Annotated in this window: 27 protein-coding genes, 4 tRNA genes and 1 pseudogene; 7 read left to right on the top strand and 25 right to left on the bottom strand. The window is 70.4% G+C overall.

The window, feature by feature from the left end:
- Positions 1-43: 43 nt before the first annotated feature.
- The 9 genes from GH747_RS13840 to GH747_RS13800 all read right to left on the bottom strand — a co-directional run bounded on the left by GH747_RS13840 (position 44) and on the right by GH747_RS13800 (position 6,200).
- Positions 44-1,063, bottom strand: coding sequence for a DUF6801 domain-containing protein (locus GH747_RS13840; protein ID WP_149770191.1), 1,020 nt, complete (start codon positions 1,061-1,063; stop codon positions 44-46).
- A gap of 262 nt (positions 1,064-1,325) precedes the next feature.
- Positions 1,326-1,715 carry a 50S ribosomal protein L7/L12 gene (gene rplL / locus GH747_RS13835; RefSeq protein ID WP_149770190.1) on the bottom strand — a complete coding sequence of 130 codons (390 nt, stop codon included), beginning with the start codon at positions 1,713-1,715 and terminating at the stop codon, positions 1,326-1,328.
- 55 nt (positions 1,716-1,770) lie between these two features.
- Entirely contained in the window at positions 1,771-2,355 is a 585-nt protein-coding gene (rplJ, locus tag GH747_RS13830) for a 50S ribosomal protein L10 (RefSeq protein ID WP_149770189.1), read from the bottom strand.
- 272 nt (positions 2,356-2,627) lie between these two features.
- Complete coding sequence (locus GH747_RS13825; protein WP_149770188.1) at positions 2,628-3,440, bottom strand: SCO4651 family lipoprotein; 813 nt, start codon at positions 3,438-3,440, stop codon at positions 2,628-2,630.
- Between the two features lie 131 nt (positions 3,441-3,571).
- Positions 3,572-4,285 carry a 50S ribosomal protein L1 gene (rplA, locus tag GH747_RS13820; protein WP_149770187.1) on the bottom strand — a complete coding sequence of 238 codons (714 nt, stop codon included), beginning with the start codon at positions 4,283-4,285 and terminating at the stop codon, positions 3,572-3,574.
- An 80-nt stretch (positions 4,286-4,365) separates the two neighbouring features.
- Positions 4,366-4,794 carry a 50S ribosomal protein L11 gene (gene rplK / locus GH747_RS13815; protein WP_149770186.1) on the bottom strand — a complete coding sequence of 143 codons (429 nt, stop codon included), beginning with the start codon at positions 4,792-4,794 and terminating at the stop codon, positions 4,366-4,368.
- 90 nt (positions 4,795-4,884) lie between these two features.
- The gene (nusG, locus tag GH747_RS13810; RefSeq protein WP_228552931.1) at positions 4,885-5,805 is read right to left on the bottom strand and encodes a transcription termination/antitermination protein NusG; all 921 of its coding nucleotides are present in this window, start codon (positions 5,803-5,805) and stop codon (positions 4,885-4,887) included.
- A 30-nt stretch (positions 5,806-5,835) separates the two neighbouring features.
- The gene (gene secE, locus GH747_RS13805; protein ID WP_149770185.1) at positions 5,836-6,063 is read right to left on the bottom strand and encodes a preprotein translocase subunit SecE; all 228 of its coding nucleotides are present in this window, start codon (positions 6,061-6,063) and stop codon (positions 5,836-5,838) included.
- Between the two features lie 64 nt (positions 6,064-6,127).
- A tRNA-Trp gene (locus GH747_RS13800) sits at positions 6,128-6,200 on the bottom strand.
- Positions 6,201-6,340: 140 nt separating this feature from the next.
- On the opposite strand from GH747_RS13800, the gene GH747_RS13795 reads away from it, so the two are divergent.
- Positions 6,341-7,372 carry an adenosine deaminase gene (locus GH747_RS13795; protein ID WP_228552930.1) on the top strand — a complete coding sequence of 344 codons (1,032 nt, stop codon included), beginning with the start codon at positions 6,341-6,343 and terminating at the stop codon, positions 7,370-7,372.
- Between the two features lie 132 nt (positions 7,373-7,504).
- Positions 7,505-8,527 (top strand): type IV toxin-antitoxin system AbiEi family antitoxin domain-containing protein, encoded by a 1,023-nt coding sequence (locus tag GH747_RS13790; RefSeq protein ID WP_149770184.1) that lies wholly within the window; start codon positions 7,505-7,507, stop codon positions 8,525-8,527.
- Positions 8,528-8,554: 27 nt separating this feature from the next.
- On the opposite strand, the gene GH747_RS13785 is transcribed toward GH747_RS13790, so the two are convergent.
- From GH747_RS13785 to GH747_RS13770, 4 genes are all read right to left on the bottom strand, one after another.
- Positions 8,555-9,586, bottom strand: coding sequence for a UDP-N-acetylmuramate dehydrogenase (locus GH747_RS13785; RefSeq protein ID WP_149770183.1), 1,032 nt, complete (start codon positions 9,584-9,586; stop codon positions 8,555-8,557).
- Between the two features lie 87 nt (positions 9,587-9,673).
- Positions 9,674-9,844 (bottom strand): 50S ribosomal protein L33, encoded by a 171-nt coding sequence (rpmG, locus tag GH747_RS13780; protein ID WP_149770182.1) that lies wholly within the window; start codon positions 9,842-9,844, stop codon positions 9,674-9,676.
- Positions 9,845-9,890: 46 nt separating this feature from the next.
- Positions 9,891-9,964 (bottom strand) — tRNA-Met (locus GH747_RS13775).
- A 52-nt stretch (positions 9,965-10,016) separates the two neighbouring features.
- A tRNA-Thr gene (locus GH747_RS13770) sits at positions 10,017-10,089 on the bottom strand.
- 110 nt (positions 10,090-10,199) lie between these two features.
- On the opposite strand from GH747_RS13770, the gene GH747_RS13765 reads away from it, so the two are divergent.
- Positions 10,200-11,366, top strand: coding sequence for a serine hydrolase domain-containing protein (locus tag GH747_RS13765; protein ID WP_149770181.1), 1,167 nt, complete (start codon positions 10,200-10,202; stop codon positions 11,364-11,366).
- Positions 11,367-11,419: 53 nt separating this feature from the next.
- On the opposite strand, the gene GH747_RS13760 is transcribed toward GH747_RS13765, so the two are convergent.
- A tRNA-Tyr gene (locus GH747_RS13760) sits at positions 11,420-11,501 on the bottom strand.
- 100 nt (positions 11,502-11,601) lie between these two features.
- On the opposite strand from GH747_RS13760, the gene GH747_RS13755 reads away from it, so the two are divergent.
- Both GH747_RS13755 and GH747_RS13750 read left to right on the top strand, forming a co-directional pair.
- Complete coding sequence (locus GH747_RS13755; protein WP_149770180.1) at positions 11,602-12,096, top strand: YajQ family cyclic di-GMP-binding protein; 495 nt, start codon at positions 11,602-11,604, stop codon at positions 12,094-12,096.
- A gap of 169 nt (positions 12,097-12,265) precedes the next feature.
- On the top strand, positions 12,266-12,820 hold the full coding sequence (locus GH747_RS13750) for a hypothetical protein (RefSeq protein WP_149770179.1): 555 nt from the start codon (positions 12,266-12,268) through the stop codon (positions 12,818-12,820).
- 48 nt (positions 12,821-12,868) lie between these two features.
- Here GH747_RS13750 and rnhA read toward each other — a convergent pair whose 3' ends face one another.
- The 11 genes and pseudogenes from rnhA to GH747_RS13695 all read right to left on the bottom strand — a co-directional run bounded on the left by rnhA (position 12,869) and on the right by GH747_RS13695 (position 22,177).
- A complete protein-coding gene (gene rnhA / locus GH747_RS13745) occupies positions 12,869-13,321 on the bottom strand; it encodes a ribonuclease HI (protein ID WP_149770178.1) in 453 nt (150 codons plus the stop codon).
- A 16-nt stretch (positions 13,322-13,337) separates the two neighbouring features.
- Positions 13,338-14,768, bottom strand: coding sequence for an NADH-quinone oxidoreductase subunit N (locus tag GH747_RS13740; protein WP_149770177.1), 1,431 nt, complete (start codon positions 14,766-14,768; stop codon positions 13,338-13,340).
- The gene (locus GH747_RS13735; RefSeq protein ID WP_149770176.1) at positions 14,765-16,279 is read right to left on the bottom strand and encodes a complex I subunit 4 family protein; all 1,515 of its coding nucleotides are present in this window, start codon (positions 16,277-16,279) and stop codon (positions 14,765-14,767) included. The genes GH747_RS13740 and GH747_RS13735 overlap by 4 nt, the downstream gene beginning before the upstream one ends.
- On the bottom strand, positions 16,276-18,021 hold the full coding sequence (locus GH747_RS13730) for an NADH-quinone oxidoreductase subunit 5 family protein (protein WP_149770175.1): 1,746 nt from the start codon (positions 18,019-18,021) through the stop codon (positions 16,276-16,278). The genes GH747_RS13735 and GH747_RS13730 overlap by 4 nt, the downstream gene beginning before the upstream one ends.
- Entirely contained in the window at positions 18,018-18,350 is a 333-nt protein-coding gene (gene nuoK / locus GH747_RS13725; RefSeq protein ID WP_149770174.1) for an NADH-quinone oxidoreductase subunit NuoK, read from the bottom strand. The genes GH747_RS13730 and nuoK overlap by 4 nt, the downstream gene beginning before the upstream one ends.
- Positions 18,350-18,853, bottom strand: coding sequence for an NADH-quinone oxidoreductase subunit J family protein (locus tag GH747_RS13720; RefSeq protein ID WP_149770173.1), 504 nt, complete (start codon positions 18,851-18,853; stop codon positions 18,350-18,352). The genes nuoK and GH747_RS13720 overlap by 1 nt, the downstream gene beginning before the upstream one ends.
- Positions 18,854-19,080: 227 nt before the next feature.
- Positions 19,081-19,377, bottom strand: a pseudogene (locus tag GH747_RS22315) (4Fe-4S binding protein); the annotation flags it as partial.
- A gap of 116 nt (positions 19,378-19,493) precedes the next feature.
- Complete coding sequence (gene nuoH, locus GH747_RS13710; RefSeq protein WP_149770172.1) at positions 19,494-20,447, bottom strand: NADH-quinone oxidoreductase subunit NuoH; 954 nt, start codon at positions 20,445-20,447, stop codon at positions 19,494-19,496.
- Entirely contained in the window at positions 20,440-21,198 is a 759-nt protein-coding gene (locus GH747_RS13705) for an NADH-quinone oxidoreductase subunit C (RefSeq protein ID WP_149770171.1), read from the bottom strand. Before GH747_RS13705 ends, nuoH begins: the two co-directional genes overlap by 8 nt.
- A gap of 8 nt (positions 21,199-21,206) precedes the next feature.
- Complete coding sequence (locus GH747_RS13700; RefSeq protein ID WP_149770170.1) at positions 21,207-21,812, bottom strand: NADH-quinone oxidoreductase subunit B; 606 nt, start codon at positions 21,810-21,812, stop codon at positions 21,207-21,209.
- Positions 21,803-22,177: an NADH-quinone oxidoreductase subunit A gene (locus tag GH747_RS13695; RefSeq protein WP_149770169.1), complete on the bottom strand. Its 375-nt coding sequence runs from the start codon at positions 22,175-22,177 to the stop codon at positions 21,803-21,805. The genes GH747_RS13700 and GH747_RS13695 overlap by 10 nt, the downstream gene beginning before the upstream one ends.
- A 124-nt stretch (positions 22,178-22,301) precedes the next feature.
- Between GH747_RS13695 and GH747_RS13690 the strand changes: the two genes are divergently transcribed.
- Entirely contained in the window at positions 22,302-24,281 is a 1,980-nt protein-coding gene (locus tag GH747_RS13690; RefSeq protein WP_163695620.1) for a S8 family serine peptidase, read from the top strand.
- A gap of 74 nt (positions 24,282-24,355) precedes the next feature.
- Positions 24,356-24,859, top strand: coding sequence for a hypothetical protein (locus tag GH747_RS13685; protein ID WP_149770167.1), 504 nt, complete (start codon positions 24,356-24,358; stop codon positions 24,857-24,859).
- Positions 24,860-24,869: the final 10 nt, after the last annotated feature.

The following is a 24,869-nucleotide window of genomic DNA, read 5'->3' as shown; positions in this document are numbered from 1 at the left end:
GCTCCCCGACGCGCGGGGAGCCACAAGGGGCCAGCAGGGTGTGTCAGGCCTGCGGACTGCGACGACGGGTCCGGACGGCGAGGGCCACGCGACCGACGGCTGCGAGGCCGAGGAGAGCAATGATGCCGATGCCGATCGGAGCGCCCGTCGCCGGGAGAGCCGTGGTCGTGTACGGGGCGACGTCGGTGTCGTCGTCGTTGCCGTTTCCGTCCCCGTTGCCGCTGTCGTTGCCGCCGTCGCCACCACCGTTGTCGTCGCTGGCGGGCGTCGTCGGGTCGATGACCGGCGGGTCCTCGCCGCCGGTGCCGCCACCGTTGCCCGGATCGGGGTCCGGATCGGTCGAACCACCGCCGGCGCCGGGGAGCGGGCACGAGGACTCCTCGCAGCCGTCTCCGACGGGGATCGTGCCGATGACGCGAGCAGCGCGCGTGTCGGCGTCGCGGGTGCACTTGAGGTCGGCCTCGGCGATCGAGCCGAGGACCGGCGGGTCCATCTGCGAGTGGAGGACGAACGAGGGCGGCATCTCGACGTAGATCAGGCCGTTGCCCTCAGGGATCTCGGGAACCTCGATGGGAGCGACCTGGCCGGTGACCTTGATCGCGACCTCCTTGCCCGGCGTGAGGGTGACCCAGTTGGGGGCGACGAGGTTGCTCACCGGCTTGTTCATCTTCTCGATGACCTCGCCGCCCGGGGCGACCCCCTCGAGGACGACGTCGGAGGTCGCCGAGCCCTTGACCCGCTCGACCTCCATCGCGCCCGTGAGCCGGTCGACGAGCTTGACGGGCAGGAACAGCGTGAGGCTCGTGTCGGTCTGCGGCACGGTGTCGCCGGACGCGACGCTGTCGGGGAGGACGGTCTCGGCCGTGACGTAGAACTGCTGCGGGCCTTGCAGCGACGCGTCGACGATCGGGTTCGTCGCCTTGCACGTGTATCCGACGCGCTCGACGCGTGCCTGACCTGCCTGTGCGGCAGGAGTGGCGATCATCATCAGGCCTCCGGCGACCAACCCGACGGTGGCCACGAGTCCTGAGCCTCGACGTGCTGCAGCAGCGCTGACGCGCATGCGGTTCTCCCTCCCAAGCGAACCTCAACGTCCTGGCAGCCCGCGATTGCTACTCCCAGGTAATAACCGTGACTGTAACCAAAGTTTGCACTGTGACACAACCCACAGATCGCGCAATTCGGTCACAACACCGTCACGCGTCCGTGACGTCTCTCACAGCGGGAGCGTACCCAGCCGGACATGCAGAACGGGCGCCCACCCCAGCAGGGTGGACGCCCGTTCGAGGCAGCGATGCTGCCCCAGATTCACACGAAGTGTGACATCACTTGAGGGTGATGGTGGCGCCGGCGGCCTCGAGGGCCTCCTTGGCCTTCTCCGCGGCATCCTTGTTGACGCCCTCGAGGATGGCCTTCGGCGCACCCTCGACGAGGTCCTTGGCCTCCTTGAGGCCGAGGCTCGTGAGTGCACGGACCTCCTTGATGACCTGGATCTTCTTGTCGCCGGCCGACTCGAGGACGACGTCGAACTCGTCCTTCTCCTCGGCAGCAGCGGCCTCACCGGCGCCACCGGCGGCCGGGGCAGCGGCAACCGCGACCGGAGCTGCGGCGGTGACGTCGAAGGTGTCCTCGAAGAGCTTCACGAACTCGCTGAGCTCAAGAAGGGTCATCTCCTTGAACGCGTCGAGCAGGTCCTCGGTGCTGAGCTTCGCCATGGTTGGCGTCCTTCCTGTTGGGGACCCCGAGGGGGGTCGGATACGTGATCGGGCCCTAGCCCTCGGAGCCCTCGGCCTCGGCCGGGGCTTCTTCGGTCTCGGCGGGAGCCGAGGTCGCGGGAGTCTCCTGCTCGAGCTTCGTCTGCAGGGCACCCACAGCACGCGCCGCCTGGGCGAGCGGTGCCTGGAACAGTGCGGCGGCCTTCGAGAGGTTCGCCTTCATGCCGCCAGCGAGCTTGGCGAGGAGGACCTCGCGCGACTCGAGGTCAGCAAGCTTGGTGATCTCGGCAGCGTCGAGCGCCTTCCCCTCGAGGAAGCCACCCTTGATGACGAGGTTGTTGTTCGCCTTGGCGAAGTCACGCAGACCCTTGGCGACCTCGACCGGATCGCCCTTGATGAAGGCGATGGCGGTGGGCCCGTTGAGCAGGTCGTCGACACCGTCGACGCCGGCGTCACGAGCCGCGATCTTGGTCAGCGTGTTCTTGGCCACGGCGTAGTTGACGTTCTCACCGAGCGAGCGGCGCAGATCCTGCAGCTGCTTCACGGTGAGACCGCGGTACTCGGTCATCACAGCGCCGTTCGAGCTGCGGAACTCGTCCGTCAGCTCGGCAACCGCTGCGGCCTTGTCCGGTCGCGCCATGGTTCTCCTTCGTGTCGTACCCGCCGTGCGACGGGCACCTGGTTCGTACGAAGGCCACCGGCGCAAACTCCCTGACATGACGAACGCCCCGGCGCAGGGCACGGGGCGTGGCGTACGGGAGAGTACGTTTCACTCGGTGAACCTGCGCGGGCCGCCCGCATCAGCGGGCCCTTCGATCCGAGGCGCTCCCTTGCGGGACCGTCGCGGACGACCGGCGGTCTTCGGCGTCACCCAGCGTACGTGACGGACCTGGGCAGATCCAAATCGGGTCTTCAGCCACCCAGCATCGACGAGCCGTCGATGACCGAGTCGGGCGACGGGGCGGTCACCTCGACCTTCTCGCCCCACTTGCTGAAGGTCATCTCCATCGGCGTGCCCAGACCCTCGAGGACGATCTTGCGCGGCAGGTTGTCGGGTCCGACCCAGTACTGGTAGGTGATCTCGTCCGGCAGCTGCGCGCCTGCGGCCGCCGGGAGGTCCGCGAGCTTCGAGGTGTCGACCACCGCGTCGTACCGCTTGGCCTCGACGCCGTCGATCGTCGCGGTCTCCCCCGTGTCCTTCAGGTCCTTCAGGGAGTCCTTGAGGTTCTTGATGCTCTGCGCGGGATCGATCGACTCGCGCAGCTGAGCGAACGACCCGCCGGCCGCACCGGCCGCTTCGTCGAGGTCGATCTTCATCCACTTGCCCTCGGGCATGCCGGGCGCCTGCGTGTAGATCGCGCCGTCGACCATGAGCATCTCGACCGCCTGGCCGCCCATGTCCATCGACATGCGCATGGCGGTCTTCGCGGGGTCGGCGTCGGTGGTGAGGTCTGCCTCGGCGTCGATCGACTGCCCGGCGATGTCCATCGACATCGTCATGTGCGTCGACTGCGCGTCCGTCTGCGCACCGGCGACGACCTCGGCGAAGTTCGCGGCGGTGAGCGTCGTCGTACTGTCGCTGCCGTCGCCCGAGCCCTGCGACGAGCTCGACGTCTCCTGCGAGGACCCAGAGGCGTCCGAGACGACGTCAGCACTGCTGCCGCAGCCCGCGACGAGGGCGAGGCCGATCGCGGCGACGGCGGTGGAGAGGGTTCGCATGCGCATGCACCCACGCTACCCGGTGGGTGGGGGCAGCCCACGCCGATCCCCGCTCCGCAGAAGCACAGGAGCCGCCTCCCCGGTGGGGAGACGGCTCCTGGTGCAGTCACGTCACGCGCACGTCGTGCGCGCGGGTGTCACTCCTCGTCGGAAGCGATGTTGCGGGTGCGGTTCGGGTCGACCGGCACGCCCGGGCCCATCGTCGTCGAGACGGTGACCTTGCGGACGTACTTGCCCTTCGAGCTCGACGGCTTGATCCGGAGGATCTCCTCGAGCGCGGCGGCGTAGTTCTCGGCCAGCGCGGAGGCGCTGAACGAAGCCTTGCCGATGACGAAGTGCAGGTTCGAGTGACGGTCGATGCGGAACTCGATCTTGCCGCCCTTGATGTCCGAGACAGCCTTCGCGACGTCGGGCGTCACGGTGCCGGTCTTCGGGTTGGGCATGAGGTTGCGGGGGCCGAGCACGCGACCCAGGCGACCCACCTTGCCCATCATGTCCGGCGTCGCGACGACGGCGTCGAAGTCGAGCCAGCCGCCCGAGATCTTCTCGACCAGGTCGTCCGCACCGACGTAGTCAGCGCCGGCCTCGCGAGCGGCGTCGGCGTTGGGGCCGGTCGCGAACACGAGGACGCGAGCGGTCTTGCCGGTGCCGTGCGGGAGGTTGACCGTGCCGCGGACCATCTGGTCCGCCTTGCGGGGGTCGACGCCGAGACGCATCGAGACGTCGACGGTGGAGTCGAACTTCTTGGAGCCGGACTCCTTGACGAGCTCCATCGCCTTGGCCGGCGAGTACAGCGCGTCTTTGTCGATCTGCTTGGCGGCGTTCTCGTACGCCTTGCTGTGCTGAGGCATTCTGGTTCTTCTCTCTCTACCAGTCGTGGTCGTCGGGCCCAGCTGGCCCTGCCACAGTTCGGTCGGTCGGGACGACGAGGTCAGTCGACGGTGACGCCCATGGAACGGGCGGTGCCGGCGATGATCTCCATCGCGGCGTCGATGTCGTTCGCGTTCAGGTCAGGAAGCTTGGTCTGGGCGATCTCACGGACCTGGTCCTTGGAGATCGAGCCGACCTTGTCCTTGTGCGGGACGGACGAGCCCTTCTGCAGGCCCGCAGCCTTCTTGATCATCTCCGCAGCCGGGGGCGTCTTGGTGATGAACGTGAACGACCGGTCCTCGTAGATCGTGATCTCGACCGGGACGATGTTGCCGCGCATGGACTCCGTCGCGGCGTTGTACGCCTTGCAGAACTCCATGATGTTGACGCCGTGCGGGCCGAGGGCCGTACCGACGGGCGGCGCCGGCGTGGCTGCGCCGGCCTGGAGCTGCACCTTGACGAGGGCAGCGATCTTCTTCTTCGGAGGCATATCTCTTTTCCTTCTCGTGGTCACGGTGGGCCTGCCTCGGCCCTCCCACTGGTGTTGCGCGGAACGCCCTTGCGAGCGTACCCGGGTGGCTCAGACGCGCTGGATCTGCGCGAAGCTGAGCTCGACGGGCGTCTCCCGCCCGAAGATCTCGACGAGCGCCCGCACACGCTGGGCGTCGACGTTGATCTCCGTGATCGTGGCGTGCAGGGTCGCGAACGGCCCGTCCACGACCATGACCGAGTCCCCGACGGCGAAGTCGGTGAACTCGACCTTCGGTGCCTGCGGCTGCGTCGACGACGCTGCGGCAGGCTGGTCGACCGCGACCTGCGCCTCGACGGCCGGAGCGAGCATGCTCTCGACCTCGGCGAGGGTCAGCGGCACGGGCTGGTGGGCGTTGCCCACGAACCCGGTGACCGACGGCGTGTTGCGCACCGTCGACCAGGACTCGTCGGTCAGGTCCATGCGGACCAGGACGTAACCGGGGAGAACGGTGCGCTTGACGAGCTTGCGCTGACCGTTCTTGATCTCGGCGACCTCCTCGGTCGGCACGACGATCTCGAAGATGTAGTCCTCCATGTGCATGGAGGTCGTGCGGTTCTCGAGGTTCGACTTGACCCTGTTCTCCATGCCGGAGTAGGTGTGCACGACGTACCAGTCGCCGAACTGGTTGTGGAGCTTCTCGCGGAACTCCGCGAGAGGGTCGGACTCGACCGGCTCGGTCACGGCGTCGAGCGCGTCCTCGAGGGTACCTGCGGCGTCAGCGATCTCCTGCGCCTCCTCGACGACCTCCTCGGCGGCGTCGTCGAGCTCGGCATCGGCCTCGGACAGCTCCTCGAGCGGCTCCTGCGGCTCGGGGTCGTCCTGCTCGGTCTCGTCGGCAGCGGCGTCGAGGCCTTCCTCGAACTCCTCCACCTCGAGCTCCTGCTCGGTCTCGTCCAACGGCGCACGGTTGCCCTCGGACGCGACGGCGTCGCGCAGGGCGTCGTCGAACTCGTCATACGGCTGGGACACAGCGCCTCTTTCCTCGTCTCGACCCGTGGGTCAGGCGAAGACCCAGAACATCAGCTTGCCGAAGCCGTAGTCCAGGCCCGCCACGATGGCCATCATGACGAGCACGAAGAAGAGCACCACGACAAAGTAGTTGGCGACCTGCGAACGGGTCGGCCAGACGACCTTGCGGAGCTCCGCAACGACCTGACGGTAGAAGGTCACCGGCGACGTGCGACCGGAGCGCGTGCTCTCGGTCGACGCGTTCGACGTCTCACTCATGGTGACCGTTCCCTTCGATCGTGGTGCCCGTCTCGGTCCGCCGTCGGGACGGACCAGGCGTTTGCAGGGCAGGAGGGACTTGAACCCCCAACCTTCGGTTTTGGAGACCGATGCTCTGCCAGTTGAGCTACTGCCCTTCGTTGGAGGTCTTCGCTGCGCGCCTGCACCCGGCCTGGACGAGGTCGGGAGGGCATGACGACACAGTGGAAACTTCCACCAGTCGTCAAGTGTACGGGGTGCCCCAGCGCTGCGTCGAACCGGCTGGCACGATGACCGCATGGCCGCACCGATGCGTTCGATCGACGCCCTCCCGAAGGCCCATCTGCACCTGCATTTCACGGGCTCGATGCGGCACGGGACCCTGGTCGAGCTGGCCGAGCGCGACGGCGTACGCCTCCCCCCGGCGCTGGTCGACGAGTGGCCGCCGCAGCTGCGCGCGACCGACGAGAAGGGCTGGTTCCGGTTCCAGCGCCTCTACGACACCGCACGATCGGTGCTGCGGACCCCCGACGACGTACGCCGCCTCGTGCACGAGGTCGCCGAGGACGACGCGTCCGAGGGGTCGGTGTGGACGGAGATCCAGGTGGACCCGTCCGGCTACGCCGCGAAGTTCGGCGGGATCACCGCGTTCACCGACCTCGTCCTCGAGTGCGTCGAGGAGGCCGGCGCGGCGTACGGGATCGGCATGGCCGTCGTGATCGCCTCCAACCGGACGCGCCACCCGCTGGACGCGCGTACGCTCGCCCGGCTGGCCACGCAGTACGCGGGGCGAGGCGTGGTCGGGTTCGGCCTCTCCAATGACGAGCGGCGCGGCGACACGGCCGCGTTCGCGCCGGCGTTCGCGATCGCCCGTCGCGCCGGGCTGCGCAGCATGCCGCACGGCGGGGAGCTGCGCGGGCCGGCGAGCGTCGCAGCCGTGCTGCAGTACCTCCAGCCCGACCGGATCGGCCACGGCGTGCGCTCCGTCGAGGACCCGGAGGTCCTCGCGGCCGTGGCACGGGCCGGCATCACGCTCGAGGTGTGCCCGTCCTCGAACGTCGCTCTCGGCGTCTACGACACGTTCGAGGAGGTGCCCGTCCGCACGCTGGTGGAGGCGGGCGTCGGCGTGGCGCTCGGTGCGGACGACCCGTTGCTGTTCGGGGCGCGCCTGTCGGGCCAGTACGCCGCCCTCCGCGCCGCGCAGGACTTCAGCGACGCCGAGCTCGCCGAGCTCGCGCGCATGTCGCTGCGGGGGGCGTACGCGCCGGACGACCTGCGCGAGCGGTCGCTGGCCAAGATCGACGCCTGGCTCGCCGCGGACCCCACCTGATCCGAGCTCAGCGGCGGTTCGACCCTCCCCGCGTCTCGACCGAATCGGCGCTGAGCGTGCCGAAGCGTCGCGAGCAGAGTTTGTCCACAGGGGTGCGCACGCCAGATGGCACCTCTCGGCCACTGTTGACCGATGGAGCGACTGCGGCGTACGAGTCACGAGCGGGGCGGCTACTTCACGCGGAAGGACGGCGACGACTGCGGATATCCCCCGTCAGAGCTCGGGCGTCTAGTCGACCGCGCGATCCTCGTCCGACTGCGGCGGGGAGCGTTCGCGTTCGCTGACGACCACAGAAGCTGGTCCGTCCGCCAGGCGCACCTGGTCACCGCGCGAGCAGTGCAGGCGTGGCTCGGCCCTGACTACGCCCTCTCGCACGACAGTGCCGCTGTCGCGCACGGCCTCGGCACGTACGGCCGAAGTCTCGACGTCGTCCACGTGGTCCGGGTCGGCGGCACCACCAGTCGCACACGCAACGGCATCAAGCGGCACCGCGACACCATCGGCGCATCGGACGTCGTCGTGGTCGAAGGTCTCCGCGTCGTGCGTGCGCAGCTGGCAGTTGCCCAGACGCTGACGACGTCCGACCTCGAGGCCGGCGCTGTGCTCGCATCGTCGTGGCTGTCCCATCTGATCTCGGACGCCAGGCGGCGCGGGCGCTGGGAGTGGTTCTCGCAGGACGACGCGAAGGAAGACCTCCGCAACGAGCTCGCTGCCCTCGGGGGACGGCCCGGCACGCGCGCTGCCGCCGACGCGATCACGATCGCCGACGGACGCTGCGAGAGCCCGGGCGAGGTGCGGGTGCTCGTGCTGTGCTGGCGGTTCGGGATCCCCCGACCTGACGCTCAGTACGAGATCCCGCTCGAGGAGGGCAGGGCGGAGGTGGACTTCCTCTGGCCGACCGAGCGCCTCGTCGTCGAGTTCGACGGGCACGTCAAGTACGACGACACCGACCGGGAGGCCGCCCAGCGGACGGTGTGGGCCGAGAAGCGGCGCGAGAAGCGGATCACCGACCGCGGCTACCACGTGATCCGTGTGACGTGGGAAGACCTGGCGCCGGAGAACGCAAAGCGTACGGCGGCGCGCCTCCGCCGCGAGCTCGCGCGGGCCCAGCGCCTGTACGGCCATCTCGGCGCCGGTTCGACCTCGACGCAGTGAGGGCCAGACCGTCGCTGAGCGGCCGTGTCAGAGCGTCGCGCCGACCAGCACCGGCTCGTTCTCGAGGCGGACGTCGAACTTCGCCTCGACACCGTCGCGGATCTCGCGGGCAAGGGCGAGCAGCTCGTAGCCGGTCGCGCCGCCGCGGTTCGTCAGCGCCAGGGTGTGCTTGCTGGAGACACGCGCCGCCGTGTCGCCGTACCCCTTGGAGAAGCCGGCGCGCTCGATCAGCCACGCGGCGCTGGTCTTCACGCGGCCGTCGGGCTGGGTGAAGCGCGGCGCGTCGGTCGGCAGCCCAGCGGCGGCCTCCGCGCTGAGCACGGGGTTGGTGAAGAACGAGCCGGCGCTCCACGTGTCGTGGTCGTCGGGATCGAGCACCATGCCCTTGCCGGCGCGCAGCTCGAGAACCGCCTCGCGCACCGCGCCGAGCGGGACCCGGGCGCCGACCTCGACTCCGAGAGCGCGCGCCAGCTCGGCGTACTGCACCGGGGCGCTGAGGGAACCCAGCCGCAGCTGGAACGTCACCTCGAGCACGACGTGACGGCCGGGCTCCTGCTTGAAGCGGCTCGTGCGGTAGCCGAAGCCACAGTCGTCGGCCGAGTACGTGACGACCCGGCGGTCGAGGCGGTCGTAGGTGCGGACGCGGGAGATGGTCTGCGAGACCTCCTGGCCGTACGCTCCGACGTTCTGGATCGGCGTGCCGCCGACCAGGCCGGGGATGCCCGACAACGTCTCGACACCGACCCACTCCTCGGCGACCGCGTGGGCCACGAAGTCGTCCCACACCTCGCCGGCCGCGACCGTCAGCGTCGCGCCGCTGCACGAGTCGACGTCGGCAACGAGGCCCTGGGTCCGGATGAGCACGACCGTGCCGTCGAACCCCTCGTCGGAGACCACGACGTTGCTCCCACCGCCGAGCAGGAGGACCGGCTCGCCGGCTTCGTCGAGGTCCCGGACGGTGTCGACGAGGTCGTCGGCGCTCGTCACCTCGACGATGTCCCGCGCAGGCCCACCGATCCGCAGCGTGGTCAGCGGGGCGAGGACGAACAGGTCACGCATCCGTGGGGCTCCCAACATGACACTGGGGTCCTCGCCTGCAGGCGGGACCCCAGTGGGAAGTGGTACGAGTGTGCGTACGAGCGACGATCAGCGGGTCTCGCGGTGGACCGTGTGAGTGCGCTCGTGCGGGCAGAACTTCTTCAGCTCGAGGCGGTCGGGGTCGTTGCGACGGTTCTTCTTGGTGATGTAGTTGCGTCGCTTGCACTCGGTGCACGCCAAGGTGACCTTGGGACGGATGTCAGAGCTCTTGCTGGCCACGAGTCTGCCTCTTCTTCGCTGGAACTGCTTCTGTCGACTGGTTGTGTAGCGGGGGCGGGACTCGAACCCGCGACACCACGATTATGAGCCGTGTGCTCTAACCACCTGAGCTACCCCGCCATGCGTCATCCCGCGCCTCGCCACTGGGGGCGAGACACGGGCTGAGACTCAGAGCCCCTTTACGGAATCGAACCGTAGACCTTCTCCTTACCATGGAGACGCTCTGCCGACTGAGCTAAAGGGGCGTATCGGCGAACCGAAAAGCAAAGATACACGGCCGCCGTACGGAACCGAAATCGGGGGTCGGTCCCATGACGTGGGTCACGTGGCCGACCTCTCGGCACACAATGGACCCATGGTTCTCCGCCCCGTGATCGCTGCGACGACGGCTGTGCTCATCCTGTCCGCGTGCAGCGCGGGGGGTGGTTCGGCGTCGCCCGAACCGGCGCGTGAGGCCACTTCGGCGACGCCGAGAGAGACCGTCTCGACGGGTCCGACGGTACCCGGCGAGGAATGGGCACTGACCCCACCGTCGTCTGCCGGCTTCGACGACACGGCGTTGCGGGCTCTCGACCGCCGGCTCGAGCCCCTGGGCACCTCGTGCCTGGTCGTGACCCGCCACGGCGAGCTCGTCCACGAGGCCTACTTCGGCGACAGCGACGCCACGACCATGGGTCCTGCGTTCTCGGTGACGAAGTCGGTGACGTCGCTCGTCGTCGGGATCGCGGCCGACGAGGGTCTGCTCGACCTCGACGACCGTGCCTCCGACTACATCCCGCAGTGGAAGGGCACCGCCGCCGCTCGCGTGACGATCCGCGACCTGCTGGCGAACGTGTCGGGGCGGCACTGGGACGTGCAGACCGACTACCAGCAGATGGCGATCGGCGCGGTCGACAAGACGGCCTTTGCCGTCGGCCTGGCGCAGGACGCGCGGCCCGGGACGGTGTGGCGCTACAACAACTCCGCCATCCAGACCCTCGAGGCCGTCGTCTCGCGGGCCACCGGGATGGCGCCGTCGGAGTACGCCCGCCGCAAGCTGTTCGCACCGATGCAGATGACCGAGACCTTCTGGGGCGCCGACACCGCCGGCAACACCACGATGTTCTCCGGGATCAACGCCTCCTGCCGTGACCTCGCACGGCTCGGCGTCCTGATGCTCGACCGCGGGCGCTGGGGCGACCGGCAGCTCGTCTCCGAGGAGTACGTCGCCGAAGCGGTCGGGCGCTCCTCCTCGCGCCTCAACGCGGCGTACGGGTTGCTGTGGTGGGTGAACCGGAAGGGACCGGTCCTGGGAGCGCTGGCGGCGACCGGGGGCGCGCAGGGCACCGCCCCGGCCGCTGCCGGCCGACTGGCCCCGGGGGTTCCGGCAGACGCCTTCTGGGCCCTCGGCCTCGCCAAGCAGATCGTGGCCGTCGTCCCGTCGGCGGGCATCGTCGCCGTACGGATGGGGGCCGCGCCGCAGGACGCCGAGGCGCTGACGCCCGGGGCGTTCACCCGTGACGTCCTGGCGACGCTGGGGTGAGCCGGCGGTGAATCGGAAGAGCCCGGCCCCATGCGGGACCGGGCTCTTCGACGTGGCAGGTGCAGGATTCGAACCTGCGAAGGCATTGCCGGCTGATTTACAGTCAGCTCCCATTGGCCGCTCGGGCAACCTGCCTCGGGGTTGTTACTCTGCGCGAGCAACAGCAAAGACTTTATCGCAGGGCTCCAACCCACCCGAAACCGGGTGAGCGTCAGCCCCGACCGAGAGGATCCCCATGGCCGCGGACTCGTCGTTCGACATCGTGAGCAAGCTCGACCACGCCGAGATCGACAACGCGATCAACCAGGCCGCGCGCGAGATCTCGACCCGCTACGACTTCAAGAACACCGGCGCCTCGATCGAGAAGAGCGGCTCGACCGCCGTCGTCATCAAGGCCAACGCCGACGAGCGCGCTCTCGCGGTGCTCGACGTGCTGAAGGACAAGCTCGTCAAGCGCGGCGTGTCCCTGAAGACGCTCGAGGCCTCGGACCCGAAGCAGTCCGGCAAGGAGTCGGTGATCAACGGCACGTTCTCCGAGGGCATCACGCAGGAGCAGGCCAAGAAGGTCGCCAAGGTGATCCGCGACGAGGGCCCCAAGGGCGTCAAGGTGCAGGTCCAGGGCGACGAGCTGCGCGTGACGAGCAAGAAGCGCGACGACCTGCAGGCGGTGATCGCGCTCGTGAAGGGCGAGGACCTCGACTTCGCGGTGCAGTTCGTCAACTACCGCTAGACCGGCGAGCTCGTTCCGCGAGGAGCCCGCGCTCGGTCCGGTAGGGTCGCCGCGTGCTGCCACCTCGTGATGATCCAGGTCCCGCCCGCGGGCGGCCGCACTATCGGTTGGTCGCAATAGGCCAGGCCGGCCTCGGTCGCCCGACCTGCCGCCCCGAATGGGGCACCTCGTGACCGAGGTTCGAAGCACGGGTGACAATATCTGGCGACCGAGCCCAGGTCACCGACTTTCCGGCCTTCTGGTCGGCGCGGCGTTCCTCGCCGGCACGACCTGGCTGGCGAGCAACGGCGAGTTGTCCCTCAAGGACAAGATCCTGTTCGGCGCAGCAGACATCACACTCGTGATCCTGTTGCCCGTCATGTTGTTCCGCTGGCGCATGGTTCTCGACCGCGATGCCGTCACCTTCGTATTCCTTCGTGTCCGACGAGTGCCCATTGAGGAGATCGTCGACGCAAAGACCGTGCCGCGTGACGGTTTGACCTTCGTGCTTCGCGATGGCGGGCAGGAGTCGTTCGCAGGGCTGGCAAACTCTGCATGGGGGCACCGCCGGACGACGCCGACGCGAGCTGACAATGCTGCTCGGGAGGTTCTCTGCGCGGCCGCAGCGGCCCGTGGGGAGATTCCACCCGCGGACTTCCGCCTGCCACCGATGCGGGCCCTGAAAAGGGCCGCAGTCGAAGGCGGGATTTGGGCGGCCCTCGTGGCACTGTTCGTCGGCAACTAGCCGCAAGCCCGACTGCAGCGCAGACCTGGCGCCAGCCCTACCGCTGAGCTAGCTGCTGCCCCGGGCCTCGATCGCGCCGCGGCCGGCGAGCTCGTCGGCGCGCTCGTTGCCGGGGTCGCCGGCGTGGCCCTTCACCCAGTGCCAGCGCACGTCGTGCCGCTGCGTCGCCTCGTCGAGCCGGCGCCAGAGGTCCTCGTTCTTGACCGGCTGCTTCGCCGACGTCCGCCACCCGTTGGACTTCCACCTCGAGACCCACGACATGATCCCGTTGCGGACGTAGCTGCTGTCGGTGTGCAGGTCGACGACCGACGGGCGGGTGAGCGCCTCCAGCGCCGCGATCGCGGCCATCAGCTCCATCCGGTTGTTGGTGGTCGCCGGGTCGCCGCCGTACAGCTCCTTGAGGTGGTCGCCGTAGCGCAGCACCGCGCCCCATCCGCCGGGGCCCGGGTTGCCCAGGCAGGCCCCGTCGGTGTGGATGGTCACTGCTGGTTCGTCAGGCACAGCCGAACCCTAGTCGTCAGGGCAGCGGACCGAAGACGAGCGTCGGGTAGACCGACGTGGCGAGCAGCAGGACGACCCCGATGGCGACCACCGAGTACGCGATCGTGGTGCCGCGGCCCCCGCGGACGGCGGCCCCGGTGACCACGGCGCCTTCGTCGACGCGGTCCGCCGGGGCGAACGCGACCACGACCAGCCGCAGGTAGTAGACCAGCCCGAGGGCGACGTTGAAGGCCATCACGACGGCAAGCCACGCGTAGCCTCCCAGCATCACCGGCTGGAGGACGACGTACTTCGCGACCAGCCCGATCACCGCAGGCGGGAACCCCGCGAGGGCGAGCAGGCCCATCACGAGCGCGACGCCGAACAACGGCTGGCGGCGGGCCACGCCGGCGTAGTGGGCGTACGAGGTGCCGCCGAGCGTCCGCAGCCCGACCGCGGCGACCGCGAACACCGTGAGGTTCGCGATGGCGTACACCGCGAGGTAGCGCAGCGGCGCGGACAGGATGTCGTCGGAGCCGAGCGACACCGCGACCAGCGGCGCCAGCACGAACCCGCCCTGGGCGATCGACGACCAGGCGAGCATCCCGACCACGTCACGCTGAGCCAGCGCGCCGAGGTTGCCGATCGTCATGGACAGCGCGGCGACGACCGCGATGAAGATGTCCCAGCGCGGCTGCAGGGGAAGGAACGGGTACGCGAGGACGACGAGCAGGGCGGCCAGCGCGCCGCCCTTGGAGACCACCGACAGGAACGCCGCGACCGGGACCGAGGCGCCGCGGTACGCGTCGGGGATCCACAGGTGGAACGGCACCGCTCCGACCTTGAACACCAGTCCGACGAGGACGAGCACCACCACGACCGCGGTCGTCCGCTCCGGGACACGGTCGTCCTGCAGGCCGACGAGCACACCCTCGTACGTCAGGGTCCCGGTGACGCCGTACAGCAGCGAGAGCCCCATGAGCGTGATCGCCGTGGCCGTCGCCGACGCGATGAAGAACGTCCACGCCGACGACACCGCCGCGGCACGGTCGCGACGCATCGCGACCAGCGCGATCGACGGGAGCGACAACAGCTCCAGCGCGACGACCAGCGTCACGAAGTCGTCCGCCGCCGCGAGGGTGAGCGCCCCCGCGGTGGCCGACAGCAGGAGGAAGCCCGACTCCCCCGCCGGCATCTGCGCGTCGTCCTCGAGCACCTGCGCCAGCAGGACCACCGCGAGCGCCGACAGCAGGATCACCCACGAGAAGCCGGCCACGATCGCCCCGCTGGACCCGCCGTTGGCCAGCCAGGCCGCGGCGGCCGCCAGCGACGCGATCGCGAGCGTACCGGACCGGCGCCACCCGCCCGCGGGCCAGAAGGCGTCGACGACCAGCACCACGATCGCACCGACCGCCACCAGCAGCGGCACCCCGGCCGAGGTCCAGTCGATCGCGTCCACGACCGTCATCGTGCGCCTCCCAGGATCGCCGGGATGCTCGGCTCGACCACACCCATCACCAGGCCCGGCACGAGACCGAGCACGAGCACGGCCACGACCAGGACGATCGCGATGCCACGCTCGGACCCGGCGAGGTCGGTGTCGGCGTCGTGCGGCGTCGGGACGCCCTGGAGCGTACGGCGGAGCACCCGCAGGAAGTACGCGGAGGTCAGCAGGACCCCCAGCAGCGCGCCGACGAGCAGGACGGCGGCGAGGGCCTCACCCAGCCCGGCGCCGTCGGCGCCTGCCGCTGCCTCGTACGTGCCGCGCAGCGCCATCATCTCGCCCCAGAAGCCCGCGAGGCCGGGCAGACCGAGGCTGGCGACCGAGGCGAACGCGAGCACGACCGCGAGCGCCGGCATCCGTGCGTACATGCCGCGACCGAGCACGGAGATCTCCGCGGTCCCGAACCGGCGCTTCAGGGACCCGGCGTTGAAGAAGAGCAGGGCGGTGACGACGCCGTGCGCGACGCTCGCGAACACCGCAGCCGCGATGCCGATCTCGGTCAGCGTCGCGATCCCGAGGACGACGAAGCCCATGTGGCCGACGCTGGAGTACGCGATGAGGCGCTTGAGGTCGGCCTGCCGCAGGCACGCCAGCGAGGCGACGACGATGCCGACCACGCCGAGGAGGCCGAGCCAGGGCGCGAGGTCGCGCGCAGGTCCCGGGAGGACCGCGACGAAGACCCGCAGGAGACCGTACGTGCCGAGCTTGAGGAAGACCGCCGCCAGCAGGACCGACCCGACGGTGGGCGCCTTGGCGTGCGCATCAGGCAGCCACAGGTGCAGCGGCCAGACCGGCGTCTTCACGGCGAGCCCGAGCGCGATCATGCAGGCCGCGAACAGCGCCCAGCCCCCGTCGAGCTGGGCGCCGAGCGCGGCGAGCTCCGGGATCTGCACCGTGCCGGCCAGCGCCCACACCGTCACGAACCCGACGAGCATCAGGGCGGAGCCGACCACGGTGTACAGCAGGAAGCGGGTCGCGGCCGTACGGCGGCCGACGGGGTCGTGCGGGTCGCCCCAGCGCGCGATCACGAACCACATCGGGATCAACGCGAGCTCGAAGAACACGAAGAAGAGCACCAGGTCGAGCGCGGCGAACACACCGATCGAGGCGGTCAGGACGACCATCAGCAGCCCGACGAGACCCGGTGTCGCGTTGTCCCCCCGCGGCGGGTCGTCGACCAGTGCCCAGCAGACGAGCGCGGTGACCAGCGCCGTCATCAAGAGCAGCGGGAACGAGATGCCGTCCATGCCGAGGTGCAGGTGCAGGTCGAGCGAGCGCACCCAGACGAGGTCGACCTCGGCCACGTAGCCGTCGCCGTCGCCCCCCACCCAGGTGACCAGCAACAGCATCGCGACCACCACCGAGACCCCGACCCCGGCCCAGGCCGCGAGCCGGTCGGTCAGCATGTCGCGCAGCACCACGAGGAGCAGCGCCGCCACCGCGGGCAGTGCCAGGGCGACGACCAGGCCGTTCATCGCACCACCACCAGCAGGGTCGTCAGCAGGGCGCCGGCCGCCAGGACGGTCACGTAGGTCTGAGCGTTGCCGCTCTGCGCGCGGGCGAGCACCCGCGACAGCCACACGCTCGTCGCGGCGGCCGCGCGGGGGTAGAAGCCGATGACGTCACGGTCGGTCGCCGTCACGAGGTCGCCTGCGCGGCGAGCAACCACACCGGCGCCGGCGTACCCGAGGTCCCAGTCGAGCTCGCGCGTGAACGCGGGCTGTGCCGGCCCGAGCAGGCTCGCGGGGTCCCGCCCGGCCGACATGGTCCGCCACGCGAGCCACCCGGCGGCGACGACGATCGCGGTCGTCACGAGACCCATCAGCAGGTCGAACGGCATCGCGAGGCTGAGCAGCAGCGTCGCGGCGGCGAGGACCACCAGCGGACCGACCATCAGCGGCGGAGCCTCGTGGACGGCGACGGACGCGCGTGCTGGAGCACCGTGACCCACGAAGGTCATCGACCACGCGCGGAAGGAGTACACGACCGTCACCGCGGCGGTGACCAGGCCGACGACCAGCACGACGACGGCGACCAGCGGCGCGACCGGGGCGTCGTGGCCGATCGCGTGCCACGCGGACTCCAGCACCGCGTCCTTGCTGAAGAACCCGACCGTCGGCACCACCCCGGCCAGCGCGGCGAAGCCGATCGTCCCGGTCAGGAACGTCAACGGCATCGCCACGCGGAGGCCCCCCATGTCGCGCAGCGCCGTGGACCCGATCGCGTGCGCGACCGAGCCGGCGACGAGGAACAGCAGCGCCTTGAAGGCGCCGTGAGAGAGGAGGTGGTCGATCCCGGCGTCATAGCCACCCACGGAGAGCGCGGCGAACATGTACGCGAGCTGGCTGACCGTCGACCACGCCAGCACGCGCTTGAGATCACCCGACGTCAGAGCCAGCAGCGCGGCGAGCAGCATGGTGACGCAGGCGACGACCGCGAGGACCGTCATCGTGACCGCCGACTCCGCGAGGACCGGGTATAGCCGCGCGACGAGGAAGACCCCGGCCGCGACCATCGTCGCCGCGTGGATCAGCGCGCTGATCGGCGTCGGGCCGGGCATCGCGTCGGCGAGCCAGGTGTGCAGCGGGAACTGCGCCGACTTGCCGATCACGGCGACCACGAGCAGGAGCCCGATCGCGGTGAGTCCCTCCGGAGCGTCCGGCGAGGCCATCGCCGTGAGCACCTCGCTGATCTCGTACGTGCCGAAGGTCTGACCGATCGCGAAGACGGCCACCAGCAGGCCGAGGTCACCGATGCGGGTGAGCAGGAAGGCCTTCACGGCCCCCGCGCGGGCCGGCGCAAGCTCCCAGTGGTGGCTGATCAGCAGGTACGAGCAGAGCCCCATGACCTCCCACCCGACGACCAGCAGCCACAGGTTGTCGGCCACCACGACCGTCGCCATCGCCACGAGGAACAGCTGGATGATCGTGGTGTACGAGCGGTAGCGGGCGTCGCCGGCGAGGTAGGCCACCGAGTAGACCTGCACGAGCAGACCGACCGTCGCGGCGAGCAGCAGCATCACCGCGCTCAGATGGTCGACGTAGAACGTCACCGAGACGCCGAGGAGGTCACCTCCGTCGACCAGCGTCGTCGTACGGCCTGCCGGGAGGCCGTACGGGCCCGTGTCGTCGCCGAGCCTCGGGAACGCGACCACCGCCGCGCACACCGCCATCACGGCGGTGATGCCGACCGCAGACGCGGAGTAGCGGCGGTTCACAGCTCGTCACCGCCCTCCGCGAGCAGGGACGTCGGCGGCTCCTGACCATCGACGTCGGAGTTGCCGACCGCCCGGAACAGCGCCAGCACGATCGCGAGGCCGAGCCCGATCTCGGCCGCGGCCAGCGCGATCACGAACAGCGTCAGCGACTGGCCCGTGTGCACGGTGTCCGCCCACCAGGTGTCGAACGCGACCAGGTTGAGGCTCGCCGCGTTCAGCATGAGCTCGATCCCGAGCAGCACCATCACCGCGTGCCTGCGGGCGAGCACGGCGTACAGGCCGAGCCCGAACAGACCGCACGACACCACGAGCGGGAGCATCAGCGGCATCAGCGCTCACCCCTGCGCGTGAGCACGATCGCGCCGACCAGCGCCGCCAGGAGTACCACCGACAGCACCTCGAACGGCAGCACCCACGTCCGGAAGATCGCGTCGCCGAGGCGCGCGGCGGTACCGACCCGGACCTCGTCCTCGTCGATCACCTCGCCGCCGAACCCCGCCCACATCACCGCACCGAGTGCGACCGTCGTCGCTCCGGCCACCACCGTCGCGAGGGGCTGGTTGCGGGTGACCGTGGCCGAGCCCGGACCGGTCGGAGTCCGGGTGAGCATCAGCGCGAACAGCAGCAACACCACGACGGAGCCCATGTAGATGAGGACCTGCACCCAGGCGACCAGCTCGGCCGCCAGCAGGACGTACAGGCCGGCGACCGCGCCGAGCGTCACCACCAGCCACAGCGCGGCGTGGATGATCTGGTCGCTCGTGACGACGAGGAACGCCGACACGAGCGCGACCAGCCCCATCGCCGCGAAGACCACCGTCACCGCCGTCATGCGAGCGGCCCCGGGGGATCCTGCGCCTTCTCCGCCTCGCGCTCTGCCGCCTTCTCCGCTTCGCGCTCTGCCGCCTTCTCCGCTTCGCGCTCTGCCGCCTTCTCCGCTTCGCGGTGGGCAGCCTTCTCCGCCACCCCGATCTCCTTCGGGTCCTCGGCGGCAGGATCGAGCGCCTGCGGCGGGGGCACCGTCCACATCCACTCGCGGAGGCGGTCCTTGTCGTGCGTGAGGTCGCGGATGTCGAGCTCGGCGTACTCGAACTCCGGCGACCAGTGCAGCGCGTCGAACGGGCAGACCTCGATGCAGATGCCGCAGTACATGCAGAGCGAGTAGTCGATGTCGAAGCGGTCCAGGACGTTGAAGGACCGCTCGCGACCGCCCTCGGTCACGGGGGGCGCCGTCTCCTTGTGGGAGTCGATGTAGATGCACCACGCCGGGCACTCGCGGGCGCACAGCATGCAGGAGGTGCAGTTCTCCTCCTGCAGCGCGATCACCCCGCGGCTGCGCGGCGGCAGCTCCGGCATCACGTCCGGGTACTGCTGGGTGACCGCTCGGTGCGTCAGGTTGTGCCAGGTGACCTGGAGCCCCTTGACCAGCCCGCTGCCCTTGACCGCACGTCTCATCGAAGCGCCGAACCTGCTCATGCCAGAACCACCACCGTCGTCAGGGCCAGCTGCCCCAGCGCCACCGGCACCAGGGCCTTCCAGGCCAGTGCATTGAGCTGGTCCTCGCGCATGCGGGGCCACGCGACGCGGAACCACACCACGAAGAACGCCACGACCATCGTCTTGGTCAGCGCCCACAACCACCCGAGCTCCTCCGACGACGGCCCGCGCCACCCGCCGAGGAAGAGCGTCGTCGTCAGCGCGGCGAGCACCAGGATGCCTGCGTACTCGGCGAGCAGGAACATCGCGAACCGCATGCCGCCGTACTCGGTGTAGGGACCGAGGACCAGCTCGGCGTCGGCGATCGGCATGTCGAACGGCGGTCGCTGCAGCTCGGCGAGACCTGCCGTCACGAACACCACCAGCGCCGGCAGCTGCCACAGCAGCCACGACCACTGCCACGCCTCGGCGATGCCGACGAGCGAGAGCGTGCCGGCCATCATCGCCACCGACACCGCGGACAGCACCATCGGCAGCTCGTAGCTCATCAGCTGCGACGCGACGCGCAGACCGCCGATCAAGGAGTACTTGTTGGCGCTCGCCCAGCCGCCCATCAGCGAGCCGAGCACCCCGATGCTCATCACCGCGAGCGCGAAGAACAACCCCAGGTCGAGGTCGGCGCCGACCATGCTCGGGCCGAGCGGGATGACGAAGAGCACCACGAGGTACGGGACGAGGGCGACGGCGGGCGCCAGCGCGAAAACCGTACGGTCGGCGGCACGCGGCGTGACGTCCTCCTTCTGGACGAACTTCACCCCGTCGGCGATGAGCTGGGCCCATCCGTGGAAGCCGCCGGCGTACATCGGGCCGACCCGCGACTGCATGTGCGCCATCGTCTTGTGCTCGATCTGACCGATCAGCAGCGGCAGCACCAGGAACGCCGCGAGGACGACGAGGCACCGCAGCGCGATCTCGAGGACCTCACCCATCCGCGCCGCCCTCCTCGGGTGCCGGAGGCGTCGCCTTGCGGGCCCGGCGCGGCCGGGCGGGGCCGGATGCCGGGCCTGCGGTCGCGTGCGCGAGCGGGTCGGGCGCCGGCGAGCCAGGCTCGCGCGGACCCCACTGCTCGGCGTCCGGCACACCTGGCGGCCGCATCCGACGGCGTCCCGGCGACGCGTCCGCCGCAGCGACGTCGTGGTCGGACTCGCCGGGCTCCTTCGCTCCCGGCCACGGCTTGACGACGCGCGACGCCAGCACGAACTCCTTGCGCAGCGGGTGCCCTTCGAACGCGTCCGGCAGCAGGAGGGTGTCCAGAGCGACGCCGCCCCGGAAGTCGATCCCGAACATCTCGTACGTCTCGCGCTCGTGCCACGCCGCGCCGGCGTACACGGCGACGACCGAGTCGAGCACCGGCTCGGCACGCGTCACCGTCGTCTGCACCAGGACGTCGCGGACGGCGGTCCTGCGGACGCCCGGCGACAACGCCGCCACGTGGCACACGACGCGGAAGCCGCCGGCGAGGTCCGGCTCGTCGGCGTACGGCGTGGGACCGCCGGCCTCGTCGACCGCGCTCAGCCAGTCGAAGTAGCCGCACCCCGCGCGGTCGCGCAGCGCTGCGACGATCGGTCGCCACCAGCCGGACGGGACCGTCAGCGTGACCTGCCCGAGCTCCTCGGAGACGGTGACGCGGTCACCGCCGATCACGCGCCCGAGCTCGAGGACGTCGGAGGCCCAGCCCATCGCGGCCCCTACCTGTCCCGCTCGGGGGTGACCGGGGGGCGGAGGAGCGAGGAGACCGAGCGCCTCGGCCCCGTACGTCCGTAGCGCTCGGCGAGGTCCTCGCCGGCGATCTTGTCCTGGAGCGTGACGATGCCCTGCAGCAGCGCCTCCGGGCGCGGCGGGCAGCCCGGCACGTAGACGTCGACCGGGATGATCTGGTCGACGCCCTTGGTGACGCAGTAGGAGTCCCAGTAGGGGCCGCCGGAGTTCGCGCAGGAGCCGAACGAGATCACGTACTTCGGGTCGGGCATCTGGTGGTAGAGGCGCTCGATGGCGGGCGCCATCTTGTCGGTGACCGTGCCCGAGACGACCATGAGGTCGGCCTGGCGCGGACCGGGCGCGAAGGGGATGACCCCGAGGCGGATGAAGTCGTGCCGGGCCATCGAGGCCGCGATGAACTCGATCGCGCAGCAGGCCAGACCGAAGTTGAACACCCAGAGCGAGTAGCGGCGCCCCCAGTTGAGGAGGTAGCGCACCGGTCGGGGCGCGAGCGCGGAGCCGACGCCGAGGTCGGCCTCGCCGAGGCGCTGCAGCGACGGCACGCCGAGCGGGACGGGCGCGGGTGTCACGTCCACGACAGCACCCCCTTGCGCCAGGCGTACACGAGACCGACGGCGATGAACCCGAGGAACACGGCCATCTCGATCGCTGCGGCCCACCCGATCGACGCGAAGACCACCGCCCACGGGAACAGGAAGACGGCATCGACCGCGAACACGACGTAGAGGAACGCGTACACGTAGTAGCGGACGTTGCTCTGCGCCCAGCCGGCGCCGACGGGGTCCACGCCCGACTCGTACGTCAGCAGCTTCGCGGGGGTCGTCAGCGTGGGTCGGAACAGCCGGTTGACGCCGAGCATCCCGGCCGCGAGGAGCACGCCGACGCCGATGATCGCGGCCACCGACGCGTACGTCGCGAGGTAGTCGGCGTAGTCGGACATGCGCCTGAGTCTAGGGGGTCGAGCGACCCGCGCGGGTTCTGTGCCCGCCGCCCGTGTCCGCGTCGCGACGCCCGGCCGAAGGGGTCCGTACGAGGTGGCCCCCTCGACACGTCACACTGTCCGCATGCCTCGCCTGATCCGCCCCCTCAGCATGCTCGCGTCGCTGGGTCTCGTGCTCGTCGCGGTCCCCCCGGCCCTGGCCTCCGCACCGTCCACCGACGCTCCCGCCGTGGAGAGCCCGCCGACCACCAGCACCCCGTCGCCGCGCGCAGCCGGTCTCGTCGTCACGTACGAGGACGGGTCCCGTCCGATCGCGGCGGTCGCCCGCCGCGCCGACGCCGTCGCCGGGGTCGAGACGTCACCCGCCGCGGCGACCCCTGTCACCGAGAACGTCGAGGCACTGGCGTTCGACGAGCCGACCACGCTCGCGAAGGCACGGGCCGCGGCCGCCGACGTCGCCGCGCTCCCCGGCGTCGCGTCGGTCGAGCCGGACGTCCTCGTCACTCCGGCCGCTCCGAACGACCAGCTCTGGGCGCAGCAGTGGGGCATCCACGGCACGTACGGCTCGCAGACCCACACCGTGTGGCCGGTCACGACCGGTCGCGTCGTCGTCGGGGTCGTCGACACCGGCTCCACCTCGCACGCCGACCTCAACGCAGGGACCGTCGCCGGCTTCGACTTCATCGCGAACTCGTGGACAGCCCGAGACGGGCACGGACGCGACTCCAACCCGAGCGACGCGGGCGACTGGCAGGCCGCCGGCCAGTGCGGTCCCGGCACACGCGCCGCGAACAGCACCTGGCACGGCACCCACGTGGCGGGCATCATCGGCGCCCGCAGCAACACCATCGGTGTTGTCGGCAATGCCCCCGGCGTCCGCATCCAGCACCTGCGCGCGCTCGGTCTCTGCGGTGGCGCCGGCTCCGACATCGCCGCGGCCATCGTGTGGGGCTCGGGCGGCAGTGTGCCCGGTGTCCCCCGCAACCGGACGCCCGCCAAGATCCTCAATCTCTCCCTCTCGGGTGCGCTGAACTACTGCCCCGGTCTCGTGCAGTCCGCCATCTCCGGCGCGCGTGCCCGCGGCACCACCGTCGTCGTCGCCGCGGGCAACGACAACCGGGACGCGCGGGGCTACATGCCCGCGAACTGCCCGGGTGTCGTCACCGTCGCAGCGACCGGCAAGGCCGGCCAGCGGGCCGGCGGCTTCACCGCGACCGGAACGTGGTCCCCGTACACCAACTACGGCCCCGCCGTCGACCTCGCGACCGCCGGCGGCGACGCCGGGGACTCGATCCTCTCCACCTGGAACACGGGCACATCCGTGCCGAGCGTGGCGGGATACGGGCGGATGGCCGGAACCAGCATGGCGACCCCCGCGGTCGCCGCCGCGGCAGCCCTCCTCGCGTCGCACGGCGCGTACTCCCCCGCGACGATCGAGGCCGCGCTCCGCTGGGCCGTCAAGCCGTTCCCGGCGATCGCGAACGGTCGCCCGAACTGCACCAGGGCGCTGTGCGGCACCGGCATCCTCGACGTCTCGCGGCTGTCGCTCGCCCGGACCGGTCCGGTCATGAGCGGCACCGCGCGCCTCGGCGCGACGCTGTCCACCACGAGGGGCACGTGGACGTCGTCGCCGACCAGCTACTCCTACCGCTGGCTGCGGAGCGGTCGGCCGATCGCTGGCGCGACTGGCCCGACGTACCGCGTGTCGATCGCCGACGGCGGGGCGCTGATCCAGGCGCAGGTCGCGGGCCGCAAGGGTGCCACCTCGCCGGCGATGTGGCGCTCGACCGCCGGACAGCGGGTCCCGAAGATCGCGTCGACGGTCCGGCTTCGTGTCAAGCCGAAGGCGACGACGTACGGCCGCAAGGGCGCCAAGCTGGTCGCGACGGTGCGCGTCGCGGCGGGCTCGGTGTCGGGCAAGGTCGTGTTCCGTGACGGCAAGAAGCGCATCAAGTCCGTCAAGGTGAAGCACGGCAAGGCCGTCCTGAAGCTGAAGTCGACCAAGCTCAAGCGCGGCAAGCACAAGATCACCGCGGTGTTCGTCCCGCGCTACTCCGCGTACTCCCGGGCAACGTCGCGCCCGAAGTCGCTGCGGGTGCGCTAGCCCGTCGGGCGACGCCGTACGTGCGTGAGGGCGGGGACATCGATCATGTCCCCGCCCTCTCGTACGCTCAGGCCATGACTGAAGCGACCGCGACCCCGGACCCCGTCATGCAACGCGTCACCGAAGCGGTGACACTCGGGCACCAGGGCGACCGCGACGGCGCCCGCGCCGGGTTGCAGGAGGTCTGGGACCAGATCGGCGCCGAGGGAGACCCGTTCCACCGGTGCGTCGTCGCGCACTACCTCGCCGACGTGACGCCGGACCCGCAGGAGGAGCTCCGCTGGGACGAGCGAGCGCTCGCCGCCGCCCACGAGACCACCGACGCCCGGGCCCAGGAGTACGATTCCGGGCTCGCGGTCGCCGGGTTCTTCCCGTCGCTGCACCTCAATCTCGCCGACGTCCTCCGCCGCCTGGGGCGGTTCGACGAGGCCGCCGTCCACGCCGAGCACGCCGCGGCCAGGATCGACATCCTCCCCGACGACGGCTACGCGAGCACGATCCGTGAGGCGCTCGCCGGCGTCCGCTACGCGATCGCGGCACGCGACACCAGCGCGCGCGAGTCGTCGCCGAGCTCCTAGCGGGAGGCGG

Origin of the sequence: Mumia xiangluensis, from assembly GCF_010994095.1 — a bacterium.
Lineage (GTDB): Bacteria > Actinomycetota > Actinomycetes > Propionibacteriales > Nocardioidaceae > Mumia > Mumia xiangluensis.
The sequence above is the reverse complement of the archived record's forward strand: the minus strand, read 5'-3'. Positions and strand labels throughout refer to the sequence as shown.

Bases quoted from the DNA above. Each gene is read 5' to 3' on its own strand.
- GH747_RS13840 (WP_149770191.1), bottom strand. From the start codon at position 1,063: ATGCGCGTCAGCGCTGCTGCAGCACGTCGAGGCTCAGGACTCGTGGCC.
- rplL (WP_149770190.1), bottom strand. From the start codon at position 1,715: ATGGCGAAGCTCAGCACCGAGGACCTGCTCGACGCGTTCAAGGAGATG.
- rplJ (WP_149770189.1), bottom strand. From the start codon at position 2,355: ATGGCGCGACCGGACAAGGCCGCAGCGGTTGCCGAGCTGACGGACGAG.
- GH747_RS13825 (WP_149770188.1), bottom strand. From the start codon at position 3,440: ATGCGCATGCGAACCCTCTCCACCGCCGTCGCCGCGATCGGCCTCGCC.
- rplA (WP_149770187.1), bottom strand. From the start codon at position 4,285: ATGCCTCAGCACAGCAAGGCGTACGAGAACGCCGCCAAGCAGATCGAC.
- rplK (WP_149770186.1), bottom strand. From the start codon at position 4,794: ATGCCTCCGAAGAAGAAGATCGCTGCCCTCGTCAAGGTGCAGCTCCAG.
- secE (WP_149770185.1), bottom strand. From the start codon at position 6,063: ATGAGTGAGACGTCGAACGCGTCGACCGAGAGCACGCGCTCCGGTCGC.
- GH747_RS13795 (WP_228552930.1), top strand. From the start codon at position 6,341: ATGGCCGCACCGATGCGTTCGATCGACGCCCTCCCGAAGGCCCATCTG.
- GH747_RS13790 (WP_149770184.1), top strand. From the start codon at position 7,505: ATGGAGCGACTGCGGCGTACGAGTCACGAGCGGGGCGGCTACTTCACG.
- GH747_RS13785 (WP_149770183.1), bottom strand. From the start codon at position 9,586: ATGCGTGACCTGTTCGTCCTCGCCCCGCTGACCACGCTGCGGATCGGT.
- GH747_RS13765 (WP_149770181.1), top strand. From the start codon at position 10,200: ATGGTTCTCCGCCCCGTGATCGCTGCGACGACGGCTGTGCTCATCCTG.
- GH747_RS13755 (WP_149770180.1), top strand. From the start codon at position 11,602: ATGGCCGCGGACTCGTCGTTCGACATCGTGAGCAAGCTCGACCACGCC.
- GH747_RS13740 (WP_149770177.1), bottom strand. From the start codon at position 14,768: ATGACGGTCGTGGACGCGATCGACTGGACCTCGGCCGGGGTGCCGCTG.
- GH747_RS13735 (WP_149770176.1), bottom strand. From the start codon at position 16,279: ATGAACGGCCTGGTCGTCGCCCTGGCACTGCCCGCGGTGGCGGCGCTG.
- nuoK (WP_149770174.1), bottom strand. From the start codon at position 18,350: ATGCCGCTGATGCTCCCGCTCGTGGTGTCGTGCGGTCTGTTCGGGCTC.
- GH747_RS13720 (WP_149770173.1), bottom strand. From the start codon at position 18,853: ATGACGGCGGTGACGGTGGTCTTCGCGGCGATGGGGCTGGTCGCGCTC.
- nuoH (WP_149770172.1), bottom strand. From the start codon at position 20,447: ATGGGTGAGGTCCTCGAGATCGCGCTGCGGTGCCTCGTCGTCCTCGCG.
- GH747_RS13705 (WP_149770171.1), bottom strand. From the start codon at position 21,198: ATGGGCTGGGCCTCCGACGTCCTCGAGCTCGGGCGCGTGATCGGCGGT.
- GH747_RS13695 (WP_149770169.1), bottom strand. From the start codon at position 22,177: ATGTCCGACTACGCCGACTACCTCGCGACGTACGCGTCGGTGGCCGCG.
- GH747_RS13690 (WP_163695620.1), top strand. From the start codon at position 22,302: ATGCCTCGCCTGATCCGCCCCCTCAGCATGCTCGCGTCGCTGGGTCTC.
- GH747_RS13685 (WP_149770167.1), top strand. From the start codon at position 24,356: ATGACTGAAGCGACCGCGACCCCGGACCCCGTCATGCAACGCGTCACC.